21 protein-coding genes are annotated in these 17,877 nt (G+C 32.0%); 13 read left to right on the plus strand and 8 right to left on the minus strand.

What is annotated here, in order from left to right; all coding sequences use genetic code 11:
- Nucleotides 1-25: 25 nt before the first annotated feature.
- The 4 genes from cmk to P6733_RS04205 form a co-directional block, all read right to left on the minus strand.
- Nucleotides 26-718, minus strand: coding sequence for a (d)CMP kinase (cmk, locus tag P6733_RS04190; RefSeq protein WP_306350351.1), 693 nt, complete (start codon nucleotides 716-718; stop codon nucleotides 26-28).
- A 5-nt stretch (nucleotides 719-723) separates the two neighbouring features.
- Nucleotides 724-1,743: a type IX secretion system protein PorQ gene (gene porQ, locus P6733_RS04195; protein ID WP_306350352.1), complete on the minus strand. Its 1,020-nt coding sequence runs from the start codon at nucleotides 1,741-1,743 to the stop codon at nucleotides 724-726.
- Nucleotides 1,744-1,912: 169 nt separating this feature from the next.
- Entirely contained in the window at nucleotides 1,913-4,363 is a 2,451-nt protein-coding gene (gene lon / locus P6733_RS04200; protein ID WP_306350353.1) for an endopeptidase La, read from the minus strand.
- Nucleotides 4,364-4,560: 197 nt separating this feature from the next.
- Entirely contained in the window at nucleotides 4,561-5,472 is a 912-nt protein-coding gene (locus P6733_RS04205) for a DUF6252 domain-containing protein (RefSeq protein ID WP_306350354.1), read from the minus strand.
- A gap of 208 nt (nucleotides 5,473-5,680) precedes the next feature.
- Here P6733_RS04205 and P6733_RS04210 point away from each other — a divergent pair, with 208 nt between their 5' ends.
- Genes P6733_RS04210 through P6733_RS04225 form a run of 4 tightly spaced genes read left to right on the plus strand, consistent with a single transcriptional unit; the run spans nucleotide 5,681 to nucleotide 8,555 of the window.
- Nucleotides 5,681-6,232, plus strand: coding sequence for an RNA polymerase sigma factor (locus P6733_RS04210; RefSeq protein WP_306350355.1), 552 nt, complete (start codon nucleotides 5,681-5,683; stop codon nucleotides 6,230-6,232).
- Nucleotides 6,229-6,771, plus strand: a complete 543-nt coding sequence (locus P6733_RS04215; protein WP_306350356.1) for an anti-sigma factor — start codon at nucleotides 6,229-6,231, stop codon at nucleotides 6,769-6,771. Before P6733_RS04210 ends, P6733_RS04215 begins: the two co-directional genes overlap by 4 nt.
- Nucleotides 6,752-7,813 (plus strand): hypothetical protein, encoded by a 1,062-nt coding sequence (locus P6733_RS04220; protein ID WP_306350357.1) that lies wholly within the window; start codon nucleotides 6,752-6,754, stop codon nucleotides 7,811-7,813. Before P6733_RS04215 ends, P6733_RS04220 begins: the two co-directional genes overlap by 20 nt.
- Nucleotides 7,814-7,835: 22 nt before the next feature.
- The gene (locus P6733_RS04225) at nucleotides 7,836-8,555 is read left to right on the plus strand and encodes a head GIN domain-containing protein (protein ID WP_306350358.1); all 720 of its coding nucleotides are present in this window, start codon (nucleotides 7,836-7,838) and stop codon (nucleotides 8,553-8,555) included.
- A gap of 38 nt (nucleotides 8,556-8,593) precedes the next feature.
- Here P6733_RS04225 and P6733_RS04230 read toward each other — a convergent pair whose 3' ends face one another.
- Both P6733_RS04230 and P6733_RS04235 read right to left on the minus strand, forming a co-directional pair.
- A complete protein-coding gene (locus P6733_RS04230; RefSeq protein WP_306350359.1) occupies nucleotides 8,594-9,913 on the minus strand; it encodes an MFS transporter in 1,320 nt (439 codons plus the stop codon).
- Nucleotides 9,914-9,978: 65 nt separating this feature from the next.
- Entirely contained in the window at nucleotides 9,979-10,794 is an 816-nt protein-coding gene (locus P6733_RS04235) for a M48 family metallopeptidase (protein WP_306350360.1), read from the minus strand.
- 229 nt (nucleotides 10,795-11,023) lie between these two features.
- Between P6733_RS04235 and P6733_RS04240 the strand changes: the two genes are divergently transcribed.
- The 9 genes from P6733_RS04240 (at nucleotide 11,024) to P6733_RS04280 (ending at nucleotide 16,469) form a co-directional block, all read left to right on the plus strand.
- A complete protein-coding gene (locus P6733_RS04240; RefSeq protein ID WP_306350361.1) occupies nucleotides 11,024-11,887 on the plus strand; it encodes an alpha/beta hydrolase in 864 nt (287 codons plus the stop codon).
- A 4-nt stretch (nucleotides 11,888-11,891) separates the two neighbouring features.
- Nucleotides 11,892-12,359 carry a peptide-methionine (R)-S-oxide reductase MsrB gene (gene msrB, locus P6733_RS04245; RefSeq protein ID WP_306350362.1) on the plus strand — a complete coding sequence of 156 codons (468 nt, stop codon included), beginning with the start codon at nucleotides 11,892-11,894 and terminating at the stop codon, nucleotides 12,357-12,359.
- A gap of 26 nt (nucleotides 12,360-12,385) precedes the next feature.
- A complete protein-coding gene (gene msrB, locus P6733_RS04250) occupies nucleotides 12,386-12,781 on the plus strand; it encodes a peptide-methionine (R)-S-oxide reductase MsrB (RefSeq protein ID WP_306350363.1) in 396 nt (131 codons plus the stop codon).
- A 47-nt stretch (nucleotides 12,782-12,828) separates the two neighbouring features.
- The gene (locus P6733_RS04255) at nucleotides 12,829-13,377 is read left to right on the plus strand and encodes a GNAT family N-acetyltransferase (RefSeq protein ID WP_306350364.1); all 549 of its coding nucleotides are present in this window, start codon (nucleotides 12,829-12,831) and stop codon (nucleotides 13,375-13,377) included.
- A 28-nt stretch (nucleotides 13,378-13,405) separates the two neighbouring features.
- Entirely contained in the window at nucleotides 13,406-13,987 is a 582-nt protein-coding gene (locus P6733_RS04260) for a Crp/Fnr family transcriptional regulator (RefSeq protein WP_306350365.1), read from the plus strand.
- A 105-nt stretch (nucleotides 13,988-14,092) separates the two neighbouring features.
- Complete coding sequence (locus P6733_RS04265) at nucleotides 14,093-14,710, plus strand: DsbA family protein (RefSeq protein WP_306350366.1); 618 nt, start codon at nucleotides 14,093-14,095, stop codon at nucleotides 14,708-14,710.
- Nucleotides 14,711-14,712: 2 nt separating this feature from the next.
- On the plus strand, nucleotides 14,713-15,531 hold the full coding sequence (locus P6733_RS04270; RefSeq protein WP_306350367.1) for an MBL fold metallo-hydrolase: 819 nt from the start codon (nucleotides 14,713-14,715) through the stop codon (nucleotides 15,529-15,531).
- 4 nt (nucleotides 15,532-15,535) lie between these two features.
- Nucleotides 15,536-15,928 carry a nuclear transport factor 2 family protein gene (locus P6733_RS04275; protein ID WP_306350368.1) on the plus strand — a complete coding sequence of 131 codons (393 nt, stop codon included), beginning with the start codon at nucleotides 15,536-15,538 and terminating at the stop codon, nucleotides 15,926-15,928.
- A gap of 28 nt (nucleotides 15,929-15,956) precedes the next feature.
- Nucleotides 15,957-16,469, plus strand: a complete 513-nt coding sequence (locus P6733_RS04280) for a nuclear transport factor 2 family protein (protein WP_306350369.1) — start codon at nucleotides 15,957-15,959, stop codon at nucleotides 16,467-16,469.
- Nucleotides 16,470-16,548: 79 nt separating this feature from the next.
- On the opposite strand, the gene P6733_RS04285 is transcribed toward P6733_RS04280, so the two are convergent.
- Complete coding sequence (locus tag P6733_RS04285; RefSeq protein ID WP_306350370.1) at nucleotides 16,549-16,872, minus strand: hypothetical protein; 324 nt, start codon at nucleotides 16,870-16,872, stop codon at nucleotides 16,549-16,551.
- Nucleotides 16,873-17,059: 187 nt separating this feature from the next.
- On the minus strand, nucleotides 17,060-17,785 hold the full coding sequence (gene kdsB / locus P6733_RS04290) for a 3-deoxy-manno-octulosonate cytidylyltransferase (protein ID WP_306350371.1): 726 nt from the start codon (nucleotides 17,783-17,785) through the stop codon (nucleotides 17,060-17,062).
- Nucleotides 17,786-17,877 lie beyond the last annotated feature (92 nt).

Consider the following 17,877-nt stretch of genomic DNA (forward strand, 5'->3'; position numbering starts at 1 on the left):
CGGCTTTAAATTACTGATTATGAATCTATTTTTGAAGTGCTTTATGAACTAAATCTAAAATTATGCGAAATTGTTCTGCTCGATCTAGATTAGAATTATTGATTTTTATGGCATCTTCGGCCATAACTAAAGGAGAATCTTCACGATGTGTATCGATATAATCGCGTTCTACTACATTTTTATAGACATCTTGATATAGGACAGTTTGTCCTTTGGCAATCAACTCGTCATATCGTCTTTGAGCACGTGTTTCAGGGCTTGCTGTCATGAATATTTTTAATTCTGCTTCTGGAAAAACAACGGTTCCGATGTCTCTTCCGTCCATCACAATTCCTTTGTTTTTACCCATTTCTTTTTGTTGTTCTACTAATTTTGCACGTACTTCTGATATTTCAGCTATTTTACTAACAAAATTAGAAACTTCAAGCGTTCGAATTTCTTTTTCTACATTCACATCATTCAAGTACATTTCAGAAAATCCTAAATTAAAATTGTATTGAAATAATAATTTAATATCCGAAAGATGTTGTACCAAATTAGCTTTATCAAAATGATCTTGATCAATCCAATGATTGCGCATAGCATATAATGTTACGGCACGATACATTGCGCCAGTATCTACATATACATAGCCTAATTGTTGTGCTAATTCTTTAGCAATTGTACTTTTTCCTGTAGAGGAAAATCCGTCGATAGCGATGGTTATTCTTTTTTCCAAAATTATTATTGAAGGTTAATCGTTAATCCAAACAAACTAGTATTGGCCGCAACCGTATATCTAGAGTAAGAATAATCAAATCTAATATTATTAAAACGTAATCCGAATCCTGCCGAAATTCCAGAGAAATTTCGTTGGTCGGTGATACGAAGCTCCTCACCTCTTCTAAAGTTATAGCTTAAACGTATATTAAAACTCTTTCCTGGAAATAATTCTGCACCTAATATTACATGTCGCAATGCATTGTTGATAAAAGATACTTTTTCACGAACTACTTCACCGTCTAAACTTTGTTCCTCTCGGGCAGGATTAGAAAAAGCAATATTCCATTGCTGTAAATTCTCTAAAGTCAAATGCCAACGTACAGGAACATTTTCTACTTCTTGTGAAATTCCTGCAATAATTTCCAAAGGTAATTTTTCATTTGCTCCAGCATAAGTCGTAAATTGAGTTCCAATGTTACGAATTGCCAAACCTATATTTATATCATTATCTTCGTCTACATATAAAGCTCCTAAATCGATCGCACCTCCAAAAGAGTTGTATGTTTCCAGAGTTGAAGAAATCATCTTTAAATTGGCTCCTACATAAATATCTGTCCAAGGTATGTTATATGCATATCCTAATGATAAAGCCATTTCACTCCCCGTAAAACTTGAGGTTAATGATCCGTTTTCATCTCGTCCCTCAAAGGATCCATAATTCACATAATTTACTCCTGCATGAAACGTTTGCTTATGACGGTCATACGTATAAGCATAGGCTGCTGTTCCATAGGTAACCTCTCCATAATAACTCCCATAATTGACGGATAAATGGTTGTCCATTTCACTATTTATTGTGGCAGGATTAAATAATCCTTGGTTTACATCATAATCATATATTGTTACTGTTTTTCCACCAAGAGCTGCTTGCCTCGGTGAAGTAACTAAATTTAAAAACTGATAGGTATATTTACCTCCTATCTGACCATAGGAAACGGAACAAACTAATATCAGAAAATAAAAAAATATGTTTTTTTGCATGTTGAGCAATCGATGAATCCAGAATATATAACGCAAGTACGAAGATATTATTTTTAATAAATAAACACTCTTTTTAAATAATAAATTCCAAAAAACTAAACTGTACCTTATTTTATAAGATTATGTTTAGTTTTTTGGAATTTTAAATGTTATTTATTCTAAGATTTCCTTATAATTTCTTAGCGTGTTTTGGTTTTTGATCTGTAATAGCAATTGCTAATACTTCACTCATTTCTTTCACGTAATGGAAGGTTAATCCTTCTAAATATTCAGGTTTAATTTCATCAATATCTCTTTTGTTTTCATGACATAGGATGATCTCTTTAATCTTAGCACGTTTTGCTGCTAAAATCTTTTCTTTGATTCCTCCTACCGGTAATACTTTACCACGTAAAGTAATTTCACCAGTCATGGCTAAACTTTTTTTGATTTTTCGTTGTAAGAAAGAAGAAACTAAAGAAGTCAACATGGCAATACCGGCACTCGGACCGTCTTTAGGCGTTGCTCCTTCTGGTACGTGAATATGCACATTGAATTTTTCTAAAACCTCAGGGTCAATTCCTAATAATTCGGCATTAGCTTTAATATACTCCATTGCTAAAGTAGCAGATTCTTTCATTACATTTCCTAAATTACCTGTTAAGGTCAAGTTTCCTTTTCCTTTAGATAAAATAGATTCAATAAATAAAATATCGCCTCCTACACTAGTCCAAGCTAATCCTGTAACCACTCCTGCCGCATCATTGTTTTCGTACTTATCACGTTCTAAACGAGGTGCACCCAAAACAGTGATAACATCTTCATCGGTTACTTTCACATTATATGGTTCTTCCATAGCAACTGATTTCGCTACGTTTCGAATCATTTTGGCAATTTGCTTTTCTAATCCTCTTACACCAGATTCACGGGTATATCCTTCTACAATTTTTTCCAATTGTTTTTTCCCAATGTTTAACTCTTTTGCAGTCAAACCGTGTTCTTTCAATTGTTTTGGTAATAAATGTTGACGTGCAATTTCAACTTTTTCTTCAATAGTATACCCGGTCATATTAATGACTTCCATTCTATCTTTTAATGCCGGCTGAATGCTAGCCATATTATTTGAAGTAGCAATAAACATTACTTTGGATAAATCAAATCCCATTTCTAAGAAATTATCATAGAAATCGCTATTTTGTTCTGGATCTAATACTTCTAGTAATGCAGAAGATGGATCTCCATTATTACTATAGGATAGCTTATCAATTTCATCCAGTACAAATACAGGATTTGAAGTTCCCGCTTTTTTAAGGCTTTGAATAATTCGCCCTGGCATTGCTCCTATATAGGTTTTCCTGTGTCCTCTAATTTCGGCTTCATCACGTAAACCACCTAAAGAGATACGTACATACTCTCTGCCTAGAGCTTCAGCTACAGATTTTCCAATCGATGTTTTACCTACTCCTGGAGGTCCATATAAACATAGGATTGGCGATTTCATATCATTGCGCAGTTTTAAGACTGCCAAATGTTCGATAATTCTTTTTTTAACGTCGTCTAAACCAAAATGATCACGATCTAAGACTTTTTGAGCACGTTTTAAATCGAAATTGTCTTTAGAAAAACTATTCCATGGTAATTCAACAAAAAGCTCCAAATAGTTTCTCTGAATAGAAAATTCAGCCATTTGAGGATTCATGCGTTGTAACTTAGACAACTCTTTTTCAAAGTGTTGCTTTGTTTTATCGTCCCATTTTTTAGTTTTTGCTTTTTCACGCAAATCTTCTATTTCTTCTTCATGTGAAACACCACCCAATTCTTCCTGAATGGTCTTCATTTGCTGTTGCAAGAAATATTCTCTTTGTTGTTGATCTAAGTCAAAACGAACTTTAGATTGAATATCGTTCTTCAATTCTAATTTTTGAAGATCTAAATTCATGTAACGCAATGTTTCTAATGCTCTTTCTTTTAAATCATTGATCATCAATAATCCTTGTTTCTCTTTTACCGTCAAATTCATATTAGACGATACAAAGTTGATTAAGAATGATTTACTCTCAATGTTTCGGATAGCAAAAGTTGCTTCAGTAGGAATGTTTGGACTTTCTTTTATTATTTGAATAGCCAACTCCTTAATAGAATCAATTATAGCAGTGAATTCTTCCTCGTTATTATCAGGTCTATTCTCAGGAACTTCCTTCACAATAGCTTTGATATAAGGTTCTTCACTTGTTACTTCTTCAATTTCAAAGCGTTTCTTACCTTGTAGAATTACAGTTGTATTTCCATCAGGCATTTTTAAAACGCGTAAAATTCGGGCAACAGTTCCTACTTTATTAATATCATTAATTGTAGGCTCTTCTACATTTTCATCCAATTGAGAAACTACTCCAATAGTTTTTCCTCCTGCATTAGCATCATTAATCAATTTTATCGATTTATCTCTTCCTGCAGTGATAGGAATAACAACACCAGGGAATAAAACCGTATTACGCAAAGGTAAAATAGGCAATTCGTGTGGCAGTTCTTCATTGTTCATCTCTTCCTCGTCCTCTGGAGTCATCAATGGAATTAATTCCGCTTCAGAATCAAACTCTTGAAGTGACAAACTGTCAATATTTAGTATTTTGTGATTCGACATAGTTTTTTTCGGTCGTTTTGTCATTAAACTTTAATTGTTCTTTAAATCAAAAAAATCGTTTGGGAACAATTACTTAGCTGTATATCAATATTTATATAAAAGTATACTATGGTATTTGTATAAGTATTGACAATCATTGTGCCATAAAAAAATCCGCCAATAATGACGGATTTTAATTCTATATATAAACGTATTCTTTAATATTCTACATCAAAAGCACCTTCTGATACTTGGTAAGTAATAGTTCCTGTTCCTGGAGCAGTTACAAAACTAAAAGTACCTTTTATACGATCGGCTGTTTTACTAATGATTTTAATTGTTCCTGATGCAGCAGGTAATGATGTTCCATTATTGTATTTAGCAGCAGGTATTTGACCTAATACACCAGAAATTTGATAAGTTCCCACTGCGATATTTTCTGCAAAATTTAAACCGATATTAAAATTGTTAGATGTTTTACTAGCAACAATGCTAAATTGGTTGTTAACAATAGCCACAGTAATATTATTTTCAACAAATTCAACACCGTCTACTTTTGCAAAGAAAGTATCTTCTACAACTCCAGTTTCTGTTGTATCATACGGTAAATTTGTAAAAATCCCTTCTGTGAAATCTATAGCAGGAATATTTGTTACATTAAAGTCACTCCAAAAACCTTTATATTTAAAAGTTCCTGATATCGTTTTATTAGTTGTATTGATCGTTGTAATTTTAACTTCACTAAAAGGAACAACACTTGGATCATTTCCTAAATATACATTAGAATAACCATATCCATTTGTTGTATTTGAAGGGGTATATTCAACTAAGGCATTATTTACGTAAGTACCTACGGTAGTTCCATCAATAATAAACCCAAAATGTTCTCCATTTGTACCTCTTGTTGCTACAATACGGATTTTATTATTTGCAATTACAGCGTTTGTACTAGAAGAAACAAATGTTTGTCCGTTGAAGTTTACTTTAAAGGACGAATTATTTGGAGTTAAACCACCATTACCTCCATTGTCAACACCCAAAGCTGGATCTAATGGTTCATTATCACATGCAGTAAAGCTTATCGCTCCGATCATCAGGAATAAAACTGATAAAAATTTAATTTTTTTCATTTCTGGATTTATCTAAAAATTAATTATTAATTTTCAAATATAACTATTTTAATAAATTATTAAGGAATACAGTATAAAAAATACACATTTTTAGAATTATTATGAAATGGTCTGTATTTATTGTACTGTAGAAATAAAATATTTTTTTTTCAAAAAGTGTAACAATTGAAAAAAAGATAAGTCATTATAAAAAAGAACACAAATTAGTTTGAACAATACCAGTGAAGATATTCTCGATTTAATTGCACTTTGTAAAAAAGGAAATCAAAACGCGCAATTTGAAATCTACAACCGTTTTTATAAAGCGATGTATAATGTTGCCTTAAGAATTGTAAAAGATTCTCATTGGGCCGAGGATGTTATGCAGGAATCTTTCTTGAAAGCATTTACTAAGTTAGAGGCTTATAAAGGAGAAGTAGCCTTTGGTGCTTGGTTAAAAAAGATTGTAGTCAATCATAGTTTGGATAATTATAAAAAACTAAATAAGTATTCTGTCGATCCTTTAGATAAAGTGCTTTATAAGGTTGAAGATAAAGAGGATGATGATTATGCAATTGATTTGAATGCTGTAAAAGTTCAACAGGTTATTTCAACAATTCAATCGTTAAAAGATAATTACCGGATTGCATTAACCTTATTCTTTATAGAAGGGTATGATCAAGAAGAAATTAGTGAGATTATGGAGATTAGTGCTGTAAACTGTAGAACAACGATCAGTAGAGCAAAAGAGAGTTTAAGACAAAAATTGAATGATTTATGAAAGAGGAAAAAGATGATTTAGAGCAGTTGTTGTTTCAACTGAAGGATGAATGGAATGAAGTTGAACCGCCTTTAGGGCACCAAAAACGTTTTCTAAAAAAAATAGAAAAAAAAACTAAGACGCGGTATTGGATTCCTTTGTCTGTGGCTGCTTCTATTGTTTTGTTTATTGGCTTATTTGTTACTTTAAATAAGGCAACTACTGCAAAACAGGAAATCTGGACGAATGTATCACCGCAAACACAGGAAACGCATGAGTATTTTACGGCAATCATTAATACAGAATTGTCCAAAATAAAAAACAATGATAGTCCTGAAAGCAAGCAGTTGGTAGATGATGCCATGAAGCAAATGCAAAAATTAGATACGGATTATGATAAAATTAAAAAGGAGCTGAAAGAAAATGGAGAGAATAAACAACTGGTACATGCAATGATTACGAATTTACAAACCCGTGTTACCTTTTTAGAAGAAGTATTACTTCGTATTGAAATGACTAATAAAATAAAAGAAAAACAACATGAGAATAAAACTTTATAAAACGATTGCCATCATCATGTTATTGCCTTTTTGTGCATTAGCAAATCCGATTGATGGAAAATTCACCAAAGAGAGAAAGATTCAAAAAACATATTTAGTGAATACTGAAGCCTCATTAGATGTAATCAATACCTATGGAAGCATAAATATTTCTGTTTGGAATGAAAACAAAACTTCTATTGAAGTGACAATTAAAGTAAGCGGAAACAATAAGGATGAAGTAGAGCAAAAATTTGAATCAATTTCTGTCTTAATGGGTGGAGATAAGAACAATATTACTGCCAAAACTGTTTTTGGAAGAGATACAAGATCAAGGTCTAGTATGAATATTGAAGTAAATTACGCCATAAAAATTCCGAAAAATGGAAATGTAAAATTGAATAATAAATATGGAGGAATTATCATTGATAAATTATGGGGAAAATCAGATATCGTATGTCGTTATGGACCATTATCCATCAATGAACTTCAAAATGATATGAATGCCATTTCATTAGAATACTCCAATAACTCTAGTTTTGGATATATTAAAGGAGGTAATTTAGTCGCAAAGTATTCTGATTTTATTATCACAAAAGCAGATAAGTTAGTCTTAAAAAGTGATTATACTTCGGGTGTTATTAGTAATGTTTCAAACCTAAATTATACCGCTGAATATGGTAAAATTAAAGTTGATAATGCAGATCAGGTTGATGGTTCTGGGGACTATCTAACAATTGTATTAGGAGATATTTCAAAACAATTGAATTTGACTACAAGCTATAGCCGAGTAAGTGTAAACGAAATGGGACCTAAAGCAAAAGATGTGAAAATTGCTGCAAAATACACTAATATTAAGATTGGTCATAATCCAAATTACGCCTTTGACTTTGAATTTAATTTGAAATATGGGAATTTAAAAAGTAATTCAAATCTCGAAATTCAAACTAAAAAAGAAGTCAATAATAAAACATCGTATTACAAAGGATACTATAAATCCAGTGGAGTAAATTCCATGAATATTGATACAGAATATGGCAATATTAATATTACTAAGAATTAATACAAATCAAACTATATTATTTATGAAAAAAATTGCATTCTCCCTGTTTACTCTACTCCTTGTTACCACTGTAAGTGCTCAAAAAAATGAAGTCATTAATGGTAATGGAAAAAACGGAAAAGTAGATCGTAAAACTGCTGCTTATGATAAAGTAAAAGTAGTAGGCTTCTTTGATATTGATTTAGTTTCTGGAACTGAAGGAAACCTAACGTTAGAAGGAGATCAAAACATATTGGATTATATCGTTACTGAGGTTACAAATAATACACTTACTATTTCTACTCAAAAAGGAATATCCTTACGTACAGGCAAAAATAAATTACTAATTACTGTTCCTGTTGAAACATTAGATGAAATCTCATTAGTGGGTTCTGGGGATATTAATAGTAAAAGCACCATTAAAGGAGCTAATATGGATGTAATCCTTGCTGGATCTGGTGATATCAATTTATCTTTAGATAATACCAAAACAAATGTTAGCATAACAGGATCTGGCGATATACGATTAAAGGGTAAAACAACCGATTTTATTGGAAACGTTTCTGGTTCAGGCGATTTGTCATGCAGTGATTTTAAAGCACAAAACGTAGAGGTCTCAATTTCAGGATCTGGAGATGCAAAAGTATACGCTAGTAATGCACTTAAAGCTCGCGTAAGTGGTTCTGGGGATATTCAATACAGTGGAAATCCAGCTAAACAAGATACTAAAACTTCTGGTTCAGGGAGTATTTCAAAAAATTAATTCAAACTAAATTGTAGTTAGGTAGGGTATTATTTTGTCTATTTTTCAGATAAAATAATACCTTTTTTTGGCACTCTAAGTAAAAGTAAAACCCCTACTATAAAGAAAACGACTAAGAATAATATCGCATTTTGTACTTTTCCCGTAACATCAGAAATGTAACCATAAATAAACATACCAATTACAATTCCTATTTTTTCTGAAACATCATAAAAACTGAAAAAAGAAGTGGTATCTAATGTTTCTGGTAATAATTTAGAATACGTTGAACGGGATAGAGATTGTATACCTCCCATAACCAACCCTACAAAACTAGCTGCTACATAAAACTCTTGTGGTGTTACTACAAAATAGGCATAAATACAGATTAAAATCCACATAATGTTAATGACAATAAGGGTATAAATATTCCCAAATTTTGCGGAAGCTTTAGAAGTTAAATAAGCTCCTACAACAGCTATAATTTGAATTAATAGTATACTTACAATTAATCCCATAACTCGTTTGTCATCATCTCCCCAGTCTACTTCTTTTTCTCCAAAATAACCCGCAGCAATCATTACGGTTTGCACCGCCATACTGTAAACAAAAAAAGCACCCAAATAACGTCTCAGGCTTTTAATTTCTTTCAGTTGAAGCCAAACTTTATTTAATTCTTTGTAACCATTTAAAAATAAGTCTTTATGCATTTTTTTACCATTCTTATAGTTTGGTAAATAATAATAAGTGTATTGACTGAAACCGAGCCACCAGATTCCTACTAATAGAAATGAAAACTGCATGGCTACTACTTTATCTGGAAAACCAAATAAATCAAATTTAAGCACCATAACTAAATTAATTACCAATAAGGCTACACTCCCGATATAACCTAAGCTATACCCTTTTGCACTCAATTTATCTTGTTGTTCTGGATAAGCAATATCTGGCAAATAGGAATTATAAAAAACTAAGCTTCCCCAAAAACCAATTAAGGCGAGCATGTAAACGAGTAAACTAAAAACTAAATGATCTAAAGAGAAAAAAAACAATCCCATACAGGAAAGTGAACCCATGTAGCAGAAGAATTTGAGAAACCACTTTTTATTCCCCATATAATCGGCAATTCCCGATAAAATAGGTGAAATAAGTGCTACTATAAAAAAACCTATTGCGGTTACATAACTGATTAAAGATTCACTTCGAACCAAATGTCCAAAAATCCAAATTTCTTCGATTCCTTTTATACGAAATAAAGCACCGTAGTATAAAGGAAAAATTGAAGATGAAATTACAAGTGCATAAACTGAATTTGCCCAATCATAAAATGCCCAGGCATTTAATAACTTTTTATCTCCTTTTTGCAATGCTGTATTCATAAGATATTTAAATTTTAGACTTAAAAAAAGCTGCTCATTTTGAGCAGCTCGAAGATAAATATTATTTATTTAAATGCAATACCATACTTTGCGGCTTCCGCCTTCGCTTGTGGTATTAACTTCTTTAGATTTTCTATTCTAGTTTGATTGGATGGATGTGTGCTTAAAAACTCGGGTTGTCCTGCTCCTCCAGATTTAGCCATTCTTTCCCAAAAAGGTACTGCATTATCAGGATTATAACCTGCAATAGCCATTAAAGTTAATCCTATCATGTCAGCTTCGCTTTCATGGCTTCTACTAAAAGGTAATAAGGCACCGTATTGAGTTCCAACACCATAGGCTTGCATATATAAATTTTGTGCTTGAGTACTCTTACCTCCTACTGCTGCAGAAAGACCTACAGCACCCAATTGTTGTAATTGAGAAGCGCTCATACGTTGTGCACCATGATTTACTAAAGCATGGGCAACTTCATGTCCCATTACAGTAGCCATACCTGCATCATCTTTACATATTGGTAATATTCCCGTAAAGAATACAATTTTTCCACCTGGCATACACCAAGCATTTACGGCTTTATCATCCACCAATTTATACTCCCATTTATAATCATTTAAGTAACCTGAATACCCGTGTGCATTCAAATATTTTTCTGCTGCACTTTTTATTTTGATTCCAACAGTTTCTACTCTTTTAGCATCAGTCGTATTGGTAACAACCTTATTTTCAGTGATAAATTGATCATATTGCTGGAAAGCCATTGGAAACAATTCACTGTTTGATACAAAATTCAAATTGCTTTTACCTGTGAATGGATTTTTCGAACAAGAAAAAGCTAAAACCAAAAGGGCTGATAAAACTAAAAAACTACGACTCTTCATATTATACACTCTATTTTTAAACAAAAATATAAAGATTTAACGATTAGACTACAAAAATAATATTTATTTTATGTGTAGAATATGTTAAAATAACATTGACTATACATAAAACGTAATTTATGATAATCGCTTATAATCCATTATTATTTTTAAGTATAATTTATGACGTATTTGTGGCATTAAATTCACATAAAGACTAACTTGCAGTATCTATTTTATTTTAATCCAAATGAGTAAAGAAAAGCCAAAGCATCAACAATCTATTGAAATCCCCAAACCCATCTTATTCACAGCCAAAGTTGCTCAATTCATTTCTAAAAAGGCCGCGACTAATTTTGCTATGAAGCTGTTTATGACACCTATGAAGCATAGAATGCCTAGTAGAGAATTAGAAATGGATACTAAAAGTGAGCAGGTATTAGTAACGATTCCAGCAATAAAAAAAGATGTAATGGTTTATCATTATGGCAAAAGTGATAAGAAGATTTTATTAGTGCATGGCTGGTCAGGACGTGGAACTCAATTGGTGAAAATTGCCGATGAATTTTTAAAATTAGGGTATTCAACCGTTAGTTTTGATGCTCCTGCTCATGGAAAGTCTTCAGGTAAAACAAGTCATATGAGAGAATTTGTGCAAACAATTCTTCATTTACAACAATTATATGGACCGTTTGAATATGCTGTTGGGCATTCTTTAGGAGGAATGGCTTTATTAAATGCTGTAAAAAGAGGATTAGTTCTCCATAAACTTGTCGTAATAGGTAGTGGTGATGTTGTAGAAGATATACTAAATGATTTTGTACTAAAATTACAAATGAAACTTACGATTGCGGCTGAGATGAAAGTACAATTAGAAAAACGCTTAGGTGAAACCCTGAACAGTTATTCTGCGTATATAGCTTCAGAGGAAGTCCCTATTCCAGTATTAGTTATTCATGACGAAGATGATCATGATGTTCCTGTTTCGGCAGCACATCATATTTATGAACACCTGAAGGATGGACAATTAATGATTACTAAAAGTTTAGGACATCGAAAGATACTGGGTGACTCCAAAGTTATTGAACGTATTGTAAAATTCATTAAAAATTAAAGTCATGAAAAATTTCATTTTATTATTCCTATTATTTGGATTATTATCCTGTCAAGGACAAGATAAAAATCAATCCGTTTTTAAAGTTCAGAAAACTGATGCTCAATGGAAAAAAGAGCTGACTAAAGAACAGTATGAAATCCTTCGAAAAAAAGGAACAGAAAGAGCTTTTACAGGAGAATACTGGAACACTTTTGACAAAGGTAAATATGTATGTGCTGCCTGTGGAAATGTAATATTTAATTCAGATTCCAAATTTCATTCAGATTGTGGTTGGCCTTCTTTTGATAAAGCTATAAAAGGATCTGTTATTTATAAAGAAGATAATGGCTTTGGAATGAACCGTGCCGAAGTATTATGCGCCAATTGTGGAAGTCACTTAGGGCATGTTTTTGACGATGGACCAGTAGATACTACCGGAAAACGTTTTTGTACAAATTCGGCCTCCATCAAATTTATACCAGCCAAATAATCTATACTAATTCTAAAATCGAACGTATGAAATATCCAATTGAAAAAACGGAAGAGCAATGGAAACAAGAGCTTGGATTAGAACGTTATAAAATTTTACGTCAAAAAGGCACTGAATTTCCGCATAGTGGTAAATATAATCTTCATTATGAAAAAGGTACCTATTGCTGTGGCGCTTGCGGTGAACCTTTATTTGAAAGTAATTCAAAATTTGATGCCCATTGTGGTTGGCCTTCTTTTGACGAATCTATTCCAGGTAAAGTAGAATACATTAAAGACACGTCACATGGTATGAGTCGTACAGAAATACTATGTGCAACTTGTGGAAGCCATTTAGGACATGTTTTTGACGATGGACCTACTGCTTCGGGACAGCGTTACTGTGTGAACTCTTTATCGGTTGATTTTAAGGAAGATAAATAAAATTTAGTACATTACGCACTATTGTTGAATTGCAAACAGAATACATTATGATACAGCTTGAAACCGAACGATTAGTGCTTAGAGATCTATCAATAAAAGATAATGAAGTGATTCATCAACTACTTTCTAATCCTGAAACCAATGAATTCAGTACTTTAGAAGTTCCTAAAAATGTTACTGCAACAAAGAAAATTGTAAGTCAATGGATTGAAGAACAGGAAAAAACAGATAGAACCTCCCATATATTTGCTATAATTAATCAAGAAACCAATGAATTTATTGGTCTGATATCCATTCAATTAAATCAATCTAAATTTAATGCGGGTGAAATTTGGTATAAACTACATCCCTATTTTTGGAAAGAAGGTTACGCTACAGAATCTGTAAATGCAATACTTAATTTTGGGTTCCATACGTTGAATTTGCATCGTATTGAATCTAAATGTGCTATAAATAATACGGATTCCATTAAAGTATTAAAAAAATCAGGTTTCGTTCAGGAAGGTTGCAAAAGAAAAGCCCTTCCCCTTAAAATGGGATGGACTGATTGTTATTTTTTTGGTATTTTGGACGAAGATTTCAAAAAGAAATTTTAAATATCATTCCCAAATTCATAGTAGCAGTATGTATGAATCACTCCGTAAAAATATAGAAAAGCATATCATCATTACAAATGATGAATTCGAACAATTTACAGCTCCTTTCTATGTAAGTAAAATAAAGAAAGGACAGTTTTTACTTCGAGAAGGTGAGATTTGTAAATTCGAAGGTTATGTAACAAAAGGCTGCTTTAAAGTCTATTATACGAGTGAAAATGGCACTTCTAATGTGTTATACTTTGCAATCGAAGATTGGTGGATTGCAGATATTGATAGTTTTACCAATCAAATTCCTTCTATATTAAATATTCAAGCCCTTGAAGATAGTGAAGTCCTTCTCATCACTAAACCTTTTAAAGAAGCACTTTATGAGCAATTACCTTTTGTAGAAAAGTTATTTCGCATCATGACACAAAAGAGTTTAGTAGCACTACAACGCAGAATGATTTCTTCTCTTAATAAAACCGCAGACCAACGTTATATAGAATTTATTACTAAATATCCTGAATTAGAACAGCGCCTTTCGCAACAGCATATTGCCTCCTATTTGGGCATAACACATGAATTTTTAAGTAAAATTCGGAAAAAACTAGTTTCTCCTCATTAATACTTTTTTGAACTAGTTCAACTTTTTCGAAATATAACTGATTTACATTTGTACTGTAATAATAAAAGTGACAGTTTTGCAATTAATCACTAAAAAAGAAAGCAAATGAAACTAATTTATATCATGGATCCACTGTGTGGGTGGTGCTACGGTAATAGTACAAATACTTTGAAAATTTTCAATGAATATAAGGACAAAATAGATTTTGAAGTATTACCAGGTGGAATGTGGATTGATGAAAATACGCGTAATCAGTCGAAACAAATGGCTAGTTATTTTCAGAAACACGATTTACAAATTGAAGAACTAACCGGGACAAAATTTGGAGATGCCTATTTTGAATTCATTCAGAATGACAAGATTGTATTGGATAGTGAAATTCCATCAAGAGCAATTATAGCTGTTCAGGAATTGTGGAAAGAAAAAACAATACCTTTTACTGTGGCGATACAAAAAGCGCGTTATTTTTCAGGAAAGGATTTAAATCTTGAAGAAACCTATATTGAGATAATCAAAGAATTAAATCTTGATCAAGATTTGTTTTTAAAACTGTTTAATTCTAAAGAAATAAAGACAAAAACACGATTGACATTTGTTCGTGCTAAAAATTATGCAGTCTCCTTCCCTACACTATTGTTAGAAGCCAACGACGATTTATATCTTATCGAACAAGGATACTCAACATACGAAACAATAACTTCAAAAATCAACACAATACTCTAATTATGGAAAAATTTCAAACAAAACCATTATCATTAACGGTTTATAATGCAGATGAGAATAGCTTTGGTGTAGCCTCAGTATTAGTTTCAGGTGAAAATGAAACAATACTCATTGATGCTCAATTTACATTAAGTGATGCGCAAAAATTAGTCGATGAAATTAAAGCCAGTGGGAAAAAATTAACTGCTATATATGTAAGTCATGGCGATCCTGATTATTACTTTGGTTTGGAAGTTATAAAGCGAAACTTTCCAGAAGTAACTGTTTATGCTACTTCTTATACTGTAGAGCATATCAAGAAAACGTCACAGAAGAAATTGGATGTTTGGGGGCCAAAATTAAATGAAAATGGAACAAAAAATATTGTGCTACCACAAGTTTTACCTGCAAATTATTTAGAGTTAGAAGGTCATAAAATTGAAATAATGGGATTAGAAGGAGATTTTCCTGAAAGAACATATGTTTGGATTCCAAGTAGTAAGGCCATTCTTGGTGGCGTGAATGTATTTGGTAATCTACACTTATGGACAGCAGATGGAGCTTCAATTGAAGATCGTAAAAAATGGACCAATTCTCTAAACCAAATGTTGGATTTAAAACCTCAAATTGTAGTTCCTGGACATTTTAAAAAAGGAACTGTATTGGACACAACAGCAATCGAATTCAGTAAGAATTATTTGGCTTCATTTGAAACAGAATTAGCTAAAGCAGACTCCTCTACAGCCCTGAGTGATGTAATGAAAAAACAATTTCCAAATTTAGGGATGACATTTTCAGTAGAATTGGGTGCAAAAGTCAACAAAGGTGAAATTAAATGGTAATCCTATGACATATCTTGAAATAGTAAAAAGCACTTATGAAGGTGGAAGTTCCGAACAAAATGGAATTAATACTGCAAAAGCATTAGCTCCAAATGCTGAATGGACAGAAGCCGTAGGTTTCCCTTATGCTGGAACATATATTGGTTATGATGAAATATTTAAAAATGTTTTTTATAAACTTGGAACGGAATGGACAAACTATAAACTTAGTATAGAAGATTACGTTGCCTCTGGAAATAAAGTAGTTGCCTACGGAACTTATTCGGGAATTTATAATAAAACAGGTAAATTCATGAGTGCTAGAGTAGCACATTTATGGGAATTTAAGAATGATAAAGCAATACGCTTTGAGCAATTTGTCGATAGCAAAACGGTAGTTGATGCAATGCAAAAATAATTAACCTCTTAAAAAACAAAATATGAAGATGAGAAAAATAATTTTAATTACAGCTCTTGTTACTTGTATGGCATTCGTTTCATGCAATCAAAAAGCAGAAGAAAATACTACTTCTACTATAGCAACAGAAGTTCAGAATCTAGAACTAACAACCCTAAAAGACAGACAAAAATTAGAAGACGATAATAAAAAAGTAGTCGCCGATTTTTATCAATCTTTGTTTGGTGATAAAGACTTGACAGCCATCGATAAATACATAGATGAAGGTTATATTCAGCATAATCCTACTGTAGCTGATGGAAGAACTGCTTTTAAGGAAGCAGCATCACATTGGTTTGTAGATGCACCTAAAGAGAAAATTGATATTCAACATATTGGTGCTGACGGTGATTTTGTTTATATTCATTTGAAAAATAAAGAGCAAGGAAAAGTAACCTCAGTGATTGATATTTTCAAATTGAAAGATGGTAAGATTATGGAGCATTGGGATGTAATGCAGGATGTTCCTGCAAAAGCAGCGAATGAACATCCAATGTTTTAAATTCATTTATGTCATAATGAAACAGCCCTATTCTAAATTATAAGAATAGGGCTGTTTTTATGTATTATAGGAAATAGGTTTATTTTTTCTTTTCTGGTCTATCTTTGATTTCAGATTCTTTTAAATAAACTTTTTTACCTTTTTTATTTACATAATACTTTTTGTTTTTGCTGTTAATATAGACATCCGTTCCATCAGGTGCCATTTTTCCATCCCAAACTTTATCTCCTACTTTTGAGACTCCTTTAACGGCTACTTCGGCAGTTTTGTCTCCTACTTTCTTCGCCGTATTTTCAATTTTTTCTCCTACAGATTCTTTTTTCTCTTGTGCTTGTGTAGATAATGACACTGTAGCCACTAATCCTAGGGTTAATAAACCCGTAAAAATGTTCGATTTTTTCATAGTAATTTTGATTAAAGGTTGATTTTAAATTAAGCAATTTGTATTAAAGGTAATAAAATTTAATAATCAAAAAAAACTTAAATAGCAGTTTTTCAATACAATAACAAAAAATTAACAAGTTTATTATTATAAAATAAATAGTACTAAACAAAAAAAGAGCTAATCGATAAATTAGCTCTTTTTAATATTATAGCATTTTTCGTGCTTTTTCTAAATCTTCTGGAGTGTCAATCCCTATTCCTACATGATTTGTTTCAACCATTTTAATACGCTTACCATATTCTAGATAACGAAGTTGTTCTAGTTTTTCAGAAGCTTCTAATGATCGCATGGGTAAACTATAAAAATCTAAAATTGCTTGTTTTCTAAATGCATAAATTCCGATATGCTGAAAATAACGTACTCCTGCATTTTCATCTCTTGGATATGGAATTACCGAACGAGAAAAGTATAAAGCATAATCCGTTTGATCTACTATGACTTTTACATTATTTGGATTGTTTATTTCTTCTTTATTTGTTATTTCACGCATTAAGGAAGCCAAATCAATTGCTGCAGATTCTGGTCCATTAAAAACAGATAATACCTTTTCCAAAGGTTCTTTTTGAGTAAACGGCTCATCACCTTGAACATTCACCACAATATCCACATCCATGTTCTTTACAGCTTCAGCAATTCGATCGCTTCCTGATTCATGAGTTGCAACACTCATAATAGCTTTTCCTCCATGAGAAACTATCTCCTTGAATATAATATCAGAATCGGTAACTACAAATACATCTTGGAATAATCCAGTAGCAACAGTAGCTTCATACGTTCGTAGAATAACTGTTTTACCTCCTAAATCTTGCATTAATTTTGCAGGGAAACGTGTGGATGCATATCGTGCGGGAATGACTGCTATTATTTTCATTTTATAATATTTTTTAAAATTGCATTACTTTGATAAAACTAAACTTTTTTTCCGGTATGTTTTTTATATACTTGGTTATTTACATTTAAAAA

This window comes from Flavobacterium aerium, from assembly GCF_030766725.1.
GTDB lineage: Bacteria > Bacteroidota > Bacteroidia > Flavobacteriales > Flavobacteriaceae > Flavobacterium > Flavobacterium aerium.

Coding starts and splice junctions, on each gene's coding strand:
- P6733_RS04230 (WP_306350359.1), bottom strand. CDS start 9,913: ATGAATACAGCATTGCAAAAAGGAGATAAAAAGTTATTAAATGCCTGG.
- P6733_RS04255 (WP_306350364.1), top strand. CDS start 12,829: ATGATACAGCTTGAAACCGAACGATTAGTGCTTAGAGATCTATCAATA.
- P6733_RS04205 (WP_306350354.1), bottom strand. CDS start 5,472: ATGAAAAAAATTAAATTTTTATCAGTTTTATTCCTGATGATCGGAGCG.
- P6733_RS04260 (WP_306350365.1), top strand. CDS start 13,406: ATGTATGAATCACTCCGTAAAAATATAGAAAAGCATATCATCATTACA.
- P6733_RS04215 (WP_306350356.1), top strand. CDS start 6,229: ATGAAAGAGGAAAAAGATGATTTAGAGCAGTTGTTGTTTCAACTGAAG.
- P6733_RS04265 (WP_306350366.1), top strand. CDS start 14,093: ATGAAACTAATTTATATCATGGATCCACTGTGTGGGTGGTGCTACGGT.
- P6733_RS04220 (WP_306350357.1), top strand. CDS start 6,752: ATGAGAATAAAACTTTATAAAACGATTGCCATCATCATGTTATTGCCT.
- msrB (WP_306350362.1), top strand. CDS start 11,892: ATGAAAAATTTCATTTTATTATTCCTATTATTTGGATTATTATCCTGT.
- P6733_RS04225 (WP_306350358.1), top strand. CDS start 7,836: ATGAAAAAAATTGCATTCTCCCTGTTTACTCTACTCCTTGTTACCACT.
- lon (WP_306350353.1), bottom strand. CDS start 4,363: ATGTCGAATCACAAAATACTAAATATTGACAGTTTGTCACTTCAAGAG.
- kdsB (WP_306350371.1), bottom strand. CDS start 17,785: ATGAAAATAATAGCAGTCATTCCCGCACGATATGCATCCACACGTTTC.
- P6733_RS04240 (WP_306350361.1), top strand. CDS start 11,024: ATGAGTAAAGAAAAGCCAAAGCATCAACAATCTATTGAAATCCCCAAA.
- P6733_RS04280 (WP_306350369.1), top strand. CDS start 15,957: ATGAGAAAAATAATTTTAATTACAGCTCTTGTTACTTGTATGGCATTC.
- P6733_RS04275 (WP_306350368.1), top strand. CDS start 15,536: ATGACATATCTTGAAATAGTAAAAAGCACTTATGAAGGTGGAAGTTCC.
- P6733_RS04235 (WP_306350360.1), bottom strand. CDS start 10,794: ATGAAGAGTCGTAGTTTTTTAGTTTTATCAGCCCTTTTGGTTTTAGCT.
- P6733_RS04270 (WP_306350367.1), top strand. CDS start 14,713: ATGGAAAAATTTCAAACAAAACCATTATCATTAACGGTTTATAATGCA.
- msrB (WP_306350363.1), top strand. CDS start 12,386: ATGAAATATCCAATTGAAAAAACGGAAGAGCAATGGAAACAAGAGCTT.
- porQ (WP_306350352.1), bottom strand. CDS start 1,743: ATGCAAAAAAACATATTTTTTTATTTTCTGATATTAGTTTGTTCCGTT.
- P6733_RS04285 (WP_306350370.1), bottom strand. CDS start 16,872: ATGAAAAAATCGAACATTTTTACGGGTTTATTAACCCTAGGATTAGTG.